Annotated in this window: 7 protein-coding genes and 1 other RNA gene; 5 read left to right on the top strand and 3 right to left on the bottom strand. The window is 52.0% G+C overall.

Annotation, left to right across the window (positions count from 1 at the left end):
- The 4 genes from J0O65_RS17530 to J0O65_RS17545 form a co-directional block, all read left to right on the top strand.
- Nucleotides 1–348 (top strand): transposase (locus tag J0O65_RS17530; RefSeq protein WP_215408586.1); only part of this gene is annotated, 348 nt, incomplete at its 5' end.
- Nucleotides 349–883: 535 nt separating this feature from the next.
- Nucleotides 884–1,345, top strand: coding sequence for a penicillin-insensitive murein endopeptidase (locus J0O65_RS17535; RefSeq protein WP_215408587.1), 462 nt, complete (start codon nt 884–886; stop codon nt 1,343–1,345).
- A gap of 13 nt (nt 1,346–1,358) precedes the next feature.
- Nucleotides 1,359–1,727, top strand: a complete 369-nt coding sequence (locus tag J0O65_RS17540) for a hypothetical protein (protein WP_215408588.1) — start codon at nt 1,359–1,361, stop codon at nt 1,725–1,727.
- Nucleotides 1,721–2,107 (top strand): hypothetical protein, encoded by a 387-nt coding sequence (locus J0O65_RS17545; RefSeq protein ID WP_215408589.1) that lies wholly within the window; start codon nt 1,721–1,723, stop codon nt 2,105–2,107. The genes J0O65_RS17540 and J0O65_RS17545 overlap by 7 nt, the downstream gene beginning before the upstream one ends.
- Before the next feature lie 13 nt (nt 2,108–2,120).
- On the opposite strand, the gene J0O65_RS17550 is transcribed toward J0O65_RS17545, so the two are convergent.
- Nucleotides 2,121–2,540, bottom strand: a complete 420-nt coding sequence (locus J0O65_RS17550) for a hypothetical protein (RefSeq protein ID WP_152251837.1) — start codon at nt 2,538–2,540, stop codon at nt 2,121–2,123.
- Between the two features lie 790 nt (nt 2,541–3,330).
- Here J0O65_RS17550 and J0O65_RS17555 point away from each other — a divergent pair.
- Nucleotides 3,331–4,881, top strand: coding sequence for a hypothetical protein (locus tag J0O65_RS17555; RefSeq protein WP_215408590.1), 1,551 nt, complete (start codon nt 3,331–3,333; stop codon nt 4,879–4,881).
- A gap of 386 nt (nt 4,882–5,267) precedes the next feature.
- On the opposite strand, the gene ssrA is transcribed toward J0O65_RS17555, so the two are convergent.
- Together ssrA and J0O65_RS17565 are read right to left on the bottom strand one after the other, a co-directional pair.
- Nucleotides 5,268–5,628, bottom strand: a transfer-messenger RNA (tmRNA) gene (gene ssrA, locus J0O65_RS17560).
- An 86-nt stretch (nt 5,629–5,714) separates the two neighbouring features.
- Nucleotides 5,715–6,312, bottom strand: a 598-nt coding sequence (locus J0O65_RS17565; protein WP_215408591.1) for an HAD family hydrolase, incomplete at its 5' end; no start/stop codon positions are given.

Raw genomic sequence — 6,312 nt, forward strand, 5'->3', positions numbered from 1 at the left:
GCGGCGGCGCTGGAGGAGTTTGCGGCGGGGCCGTGGGGCAAGAAATTCCCGACGGTGGCGGCCATGTGGCGGCGCCAGTGGCAGCAGGTGATCCCATTCTTTGCCTACCCGCCGGAGGTACGCACCATCATATACACTACGAACGCCATCGAGAGCTTGCATATGCGCCTGCGCAAGATCGTCAAGAATCGTGGTCATTTTCCCAGCGATGAGGCGGCGAGCAAGCTGCTGTTCCTGGCCTTGCGCAATATCGAAAAAGATTGGAAGATGCCGCAGCGGACTTGGAAGCTGGCGGCCAATCAGTTTGCCATCATGTTTGGCGAACGCTTCACAAACGCGATTCACTAAAACCCGGCCCCGCACACACAGAATTTCTTACACGTCCGAAAAGCCTAGCCAGAAGAATCGGAGAGGAGGGCGCTTGCAAGCGCAACCGGTTTTGCGGCTATCGGACGAGCAGTGCTCGTCCCCCGCAAAACCCCCGCGCCCGTACCGGACGCGGATTCGATGCTCGTGCTCTGCATGCATGGAAATAAAAAGGGCCTCCCCGCCAAAACGGGGAAGCCCTTTTATTTATTCAGTGGTGGAGGACAGCGAAGGAAAAGTCTCCTTCGGCAACCTGATGTGGCGCGTGCGACCTTGCGCTGGCTCAACGCCGTAGCTTCGACTGGAGATCATTCCATTAACGTACAGAAATTTGATCCTTCGCAATGCTTCGGGAATGCATTGCGGCAAAAATTGTCGAGCGTGCGGATATCTTTGCGAGCGTGCGAGGATTCCTGCCTGGTACGTCGGTGCGTAACATCTGCATCGAGATGTGCAGGGAGCACTATTTGTTTCATGGTTTGAACCGAGCGCTGGGATTTTACCTTCAGGAGCACGCATGCTGGAATTGCAGCCAAAGGATGCACGCGGCTACTTTAATCTTCCGCAAAGACCGGAAGGCGCGGGATATTACACCTATGGCACACCGCCGAATGGCGCCGGACAATATGCCCATCCCAAGTTGCTTTCGCTACTGTTTTTGGTCGAGCATCAATGGCAAGGTATCGATAGCCGGAAAATTGGTCTTGGAAATATCAGCCTGGCTGATGGGGCTATTTACCGTGACCATGCGAGCCATCGAAGCGGAAAAGACGTTGACGTCCGCTTGTTTCGCAAAGATAAAATGGAGAGAGCGGTGACAAGGTTTGACACGCAATATGATCGCGATGCAACGGCGCAGCTCATCCGTATATTCTTTGAATTCAGCTTTGTCCAGCTTATTTATTTTAATGATCCCAGCATCCCCCGGATAAGACCACTCATACGGCACGACGATCATTTTCACGTCACGATTAAGTAGCGGGCCGGATGACATGAAACGCCTTCTCGCTGTTTCTCTACTCCTTGTTGTTGCTATGGCCATGGCCCAATCCGCTCCCAAGTGGTTGTTTTCTTACCAGCCATTCAAAGGCCGCTATGCCATCTATGGCGGAAGCTTGAGCGACCCGCAGCCGCCAACCAGGAAAGACAAACGCATCGCATTCTGGATCAATGGCAAGGCGGCGAAACAGCTATTTGATGCGATGGGTCCGGACTTGCGCAATGCCTGCGGCGTGGATGGCGAATATCGCCTGCGCCAGCGGGCGGAAGTAAGCTGTTCCTATCATCCCCGTGACGGCCACCATTGCGACTTCGGTTTTGATCTGCTGACCGGGCGCAGCATCGGCGGCTCCGTATGCTGAGGCGCGCCTGCCTGCCAGGCGTCGCGCTACTGTGTTTGCTGTTGGCGCACCAGGCCCGGGCCGTATGGGAATTCGTGCAGAAGGATTTCTCAGGGGCGTACGCGATTTATGGCGCATATCTCGACGATGCCGTGGCCCCGGTTGCGGGCGATACCAAAGTCGCGTTTCGTTTGACGGGAGCCGCTGCCAAAGACATGTTTGAAGCCATCGGGCCGGATATGCGCGATGGCTGCCCCGATCCGCACATACGCATTCGCAATCGTGACATGCTGCTGTGCCGACACCGCCCGAAAGATGGCTATCGTTGTGATTTTGGTTTTGATTTGTCGACGGGATTGAGTATTGGTGGAGCGGTGGGGGGGGCGGTGTGCGGGGAGTAGTGGGGGCGGCCGGTCACCGGGTACGAGCAAGAGCTTTGCGGATCGCTTGTTCGACGGGGCGGTCTATCAGCGCCAAAACGATGACCACGACAGCGGTCACAATCAGTCCCGCCAGTAAATCAGGGTCAGGGAAAAGTTGCTGATTGGAGACGGCATCGGGCACGGTTGCTCGTTTCCAGAGAAGGAGCATCAGTGCGGCACCCGCGGCGAGCAGCATGGCCGGCCGACGATGGTGCAAGCGGGCGATTTGCCCCATCAGCAGCAGCGCGATACCCCACACAAAGGGATAGAAGCCGTGGTCGAACAGGATCATGCGTTCATCATAGTATGGTCCCGTGTACCAGGTAAAACGGGAGAAGCCGAAAAGACCATAGGCGACGAGGGCTACGGCTAGCACGAGGAAACTGGAGGAAAGCAGGCGAGCAATTTTCATGGTTTGGGTTTTTCTGCCAATGCCTTGAGATAGCGCAGATTAGCTGGCCCTTCTGTTTGGTTACTTGGATAGTCTTGTCTTTGCTGAATATGGCTCGCTGGCCGTGTTTGTAGTCTTGCTTGCTATTTTTCTCGTCGCCGGCGTGGCTTGCCGGGCCACCTTTGCGTATGATTTTACCGGCTAAAGGGCGAGGGCCAGGTCCGCCATTCGTACACGGCCTGAGCAGTTGATGTTGCCGTTAGGAAAAACCACCTGCGGCGCCAAACCTAGTCAGACGAATCGGAGAGGGTTGCGCTTGCAAGCGCAACCCGGTTTTTGCGGCGCCGAGCTGCGCTCGCCGAAGTCCCGCAAAACCCCCGCGCCCGTACCGGACGCGGATGCGACGCCCGCGCTCTGCATGCATGGAATAAATAAAAGGGCCTCCCCGCCAAAACGGGGAAGCCCTTTTATTTATTCAGTGGTGGAGACGGCGGGAGTTGATCGTTGAACCCAAGAACCTCGTAAGCCCTTGACTCTGCTCGATTTTTTCTATGCGATGGTTTCGAGTGAACCACCAAAGTGAAGCACCTGCAAAGTGGTCCGAGAGTGTATAGTTTGCCATGATTCATCAGAGCAACTTGATGATAAATCAGTGACCGAACCTAGGCACCGACAGCTCTAGCGAACCGGAGTTCGCAGTGGTCCCACCACATCCTTTGCGGACGTGTTAACGTGAACGGACAGGAGGGGGGCTTCGAAAATGTGCATCTCTACGTAGAAAAATAGTAATAAATTAGGGGAGTTGATAAATATGATGGATTTCTTTGGTACTGGAAATTATGCAAAAACAAGTGATTTAGAATCACTAAAAACAGTTTTAAGAAATGAATTAGTTGGCATTAAGAACGAAATAGTTGGTATCAAGAATGACATAGATATTCTGAGAAATGATATTGATTTAAAGGTTACAGACTCGGAAGAAACTGCAAAAAATTCTGCTGCGAGTGCAGTTGAAGCGGAAGAGCGAGTAATAGAGCTAGAGTTACAGTTTAAGTCAGAACTTGAAGGGTTGCAGCAAATTAGCATTGTCGCAAAGGCAGAGGTTGATAAAATCACTGCTGAATGTGAAAGAATTGTTAATTCAAACAAAGAATTGCATTCCTCTATTGAAAAAACAACAGAACTATTTGATGGAATGCTTGAAGTGAAATCCGAAGTGGATTCTGCAAAATCGAACATTCATTCAAATATTGAAGTAATTAATGACGCACTGAAAAAGAGCGAAGTGTTGCCTGAAGCTGTTGAAAAAGTAGAAGAATTGCTTAATAGTGCTAGCGATCTATCCTCTAAAATTGGTGATCTTTTGTCTCATTCTGCATCAAAAAAGGGTGAAATTGATGATCTGAGAGATAAGATACTAGGAAAAGAAATCGTAGTAGATGGTGCCAATGTTCATGTGGATGGCATAAAGGATAAACTTGAAAAATCCTACATGGAAATTGATTCGAAAATTGAAAATTTGGATGGGGGAATCCAAGATATCATTGATTCAATAAAATCAAGTCACGATCAACAACTTTCAAAGCATACGGAGAACTTTGAAACTCTTGTTTCAAATTCCAAAAACCGTATTGTAGAAATTGATACACAACTTAAAGATCTCCTTCCAGGGGCAATGGCTGCTGGCTTGAGTGCGGCCTACGCAAAAAAGAAAGATGATGAAACGGAATCTCTCGTAAAGTCTGAAGAAAAATTTCAAACCGCAATTCGAAATATGATTTTCATTTCAGCTATTCCTTTTGCTGTTGATGTGTACCTTCTGTTCTGGGAAAAAATTGGAATTATCAAAGTAATACAAGACACCCCAAATCTATTGATTGCCATTTTGCCACTATACTTGCCTGCAGTTTGGATTGCTATTTCTTTGAACAAGAAAATTAATCTGTCAAAACGACTTATTGAAGAATATACACATAAAGAAGTATTAGGTAAAACGTTCTCTGGAATATCAACTCAGATAGAAACGCTTAAAGCAGATGTTAGCATCAAGGAAGAGTTGCGCACGCAGTTGCTGTTTAACCTGTTGCATGTAAGCGCAGAAAATCCAGGAAAACTCATTACCGATTATAATAAGAGCGATCATCCACTGCTCTCCGTGTTGGAAAACAGTAAAAAGCTCACTGATTCTATGGAGGCGTTGTCAAAAATACCGGGTTTGGGGAGGATTAGTAAAATTTTAGCTGAACGCGCTGAGAAGAAAGTTGAGGAAAATGCAATGGATGTTGCTAAAGGACTCGATTTAAATGATTTGTTGGAAGGTGAAAATAGTCCTGAACAAGAACCTGAGCCTGCTAAATCATAGAATTTTGCAATAAATAAAAAGCCCCATAAGTGGGTAATGCCGTTCAATTAAGACTGGACGGTATTTTTATTTTGAGGCTTGTAAACGCCAGTGCCAGCTGTTAAGGCCACCTCGGGGCGAGGGTCAGGTCCGGCATTCGTACACGGCCTGAGCAGGTGATGTTGTCGTTAGGAAAACCGCCTGCGGCGCAAAACCTGGTCAGACGAATCGGAGAGGGTTGCGCTTGCAAGCGCAACCCGGTTTTGCGGCACCGAGCTGCGCTCGCCGAAACCCCGCAAAACCCCCGCGCCCGTACCGGACGCGGATTCGACGCTCGCGCTCTGCATGCATGGAATAAATAAAAAGGGCCTCCCCGCCAAAACGGGGAAGCCCTTTTATTTATTCAGTGGTGGAGACGGCGGGAATCGAACCCGCGTCCGCAAGCACTCCACAGACAGTTCTACATACTTAGCACTATCATTTAATTTAACTCAGCCAGCACGGATGTGCACGTTATGGGCAAGCGAGTTACCTATTATTTAGTCGGACGCTAAGTAACCCAGCATACGACGAGTCCCTGTAAATGACTCTAGAGCTTTTGACGGCCCACCCCAGGGGCGAGGTGTTCTAGAGCTAACAGCGATTAAGCTGCCAGTGCGTACGAGTTATCGTTTGCAGTTAAGTTTTTTCTGGGTGTATTTACGAGGTAACCAGCCCTCGGTATGCCCTGCGCTGCTTTGCAACCCACGTCGAAACCAGGTCGTCCCCACAGAACCTTCATTGTAGCGCAATCCGCCCACTCTTGCATGATGCATTCGCTTGCTGGCGTGCGAGATCAAGCGGCCGCCGATGATTCATGCCGCCAGCTGCCGCGCCTGCGCCGCCTTCACCACCGCGCTGACCAGCTCGAGCAACGCCTGCGGCGTGTCCAGCAGGTGGTCGGCGTTCCAGTGCTGCGGCTCGACGGGGCCGCAGTAGCCCCAGGCGCAGGCCACCGTGCGCATGCCGGCGGCGCGGCCGGCCTGGATGTCGCGCAGGTCGTCGCCCACGTACCAGCAGTCTTGCGGCGTCAGCTCCAGGCGGCGCGCCGCTTCCAGCAAGGGGGCGGGGTGCGGTTTCGGGTGGGGCATGGTGTCGCCCGAGATCACGCAGCCGGCGGCGCCCAGGCCGATCTGGCCGACCAGCGGCTCGGTGAAGCGGGCGGCCTTGTTGGTGACCACGCCCCAGGCCAGGCCCAGGGCGCTCAAGCCTTCCAGCAGGGCGGGGATGCCGTCGAACAAACGGCTTTCCACGGCCAGCGCCGCTTCGTAATTGTTCAGGAAGCCGTCCTTCAGGGCTTCGTAACCGCTTTCGCCAGGTTGCACGCCATACGACGCGCCTATCATGCCGCGCGCGCCGGCCGAGGCCGTGGGGCGCAGGACGTCATACGGGGTCGGCGCCAGGCCGGCGCGC

This window comes from Janthinobacterium sp. JC611 (genome assembly GCF_018682595.1).
Classification (GTDB): Bacteria; Pseudomonadota; Gammaproteobacteria; order Burkholderiales; family Burkholderiaceae_D; genus Janthinobacterium.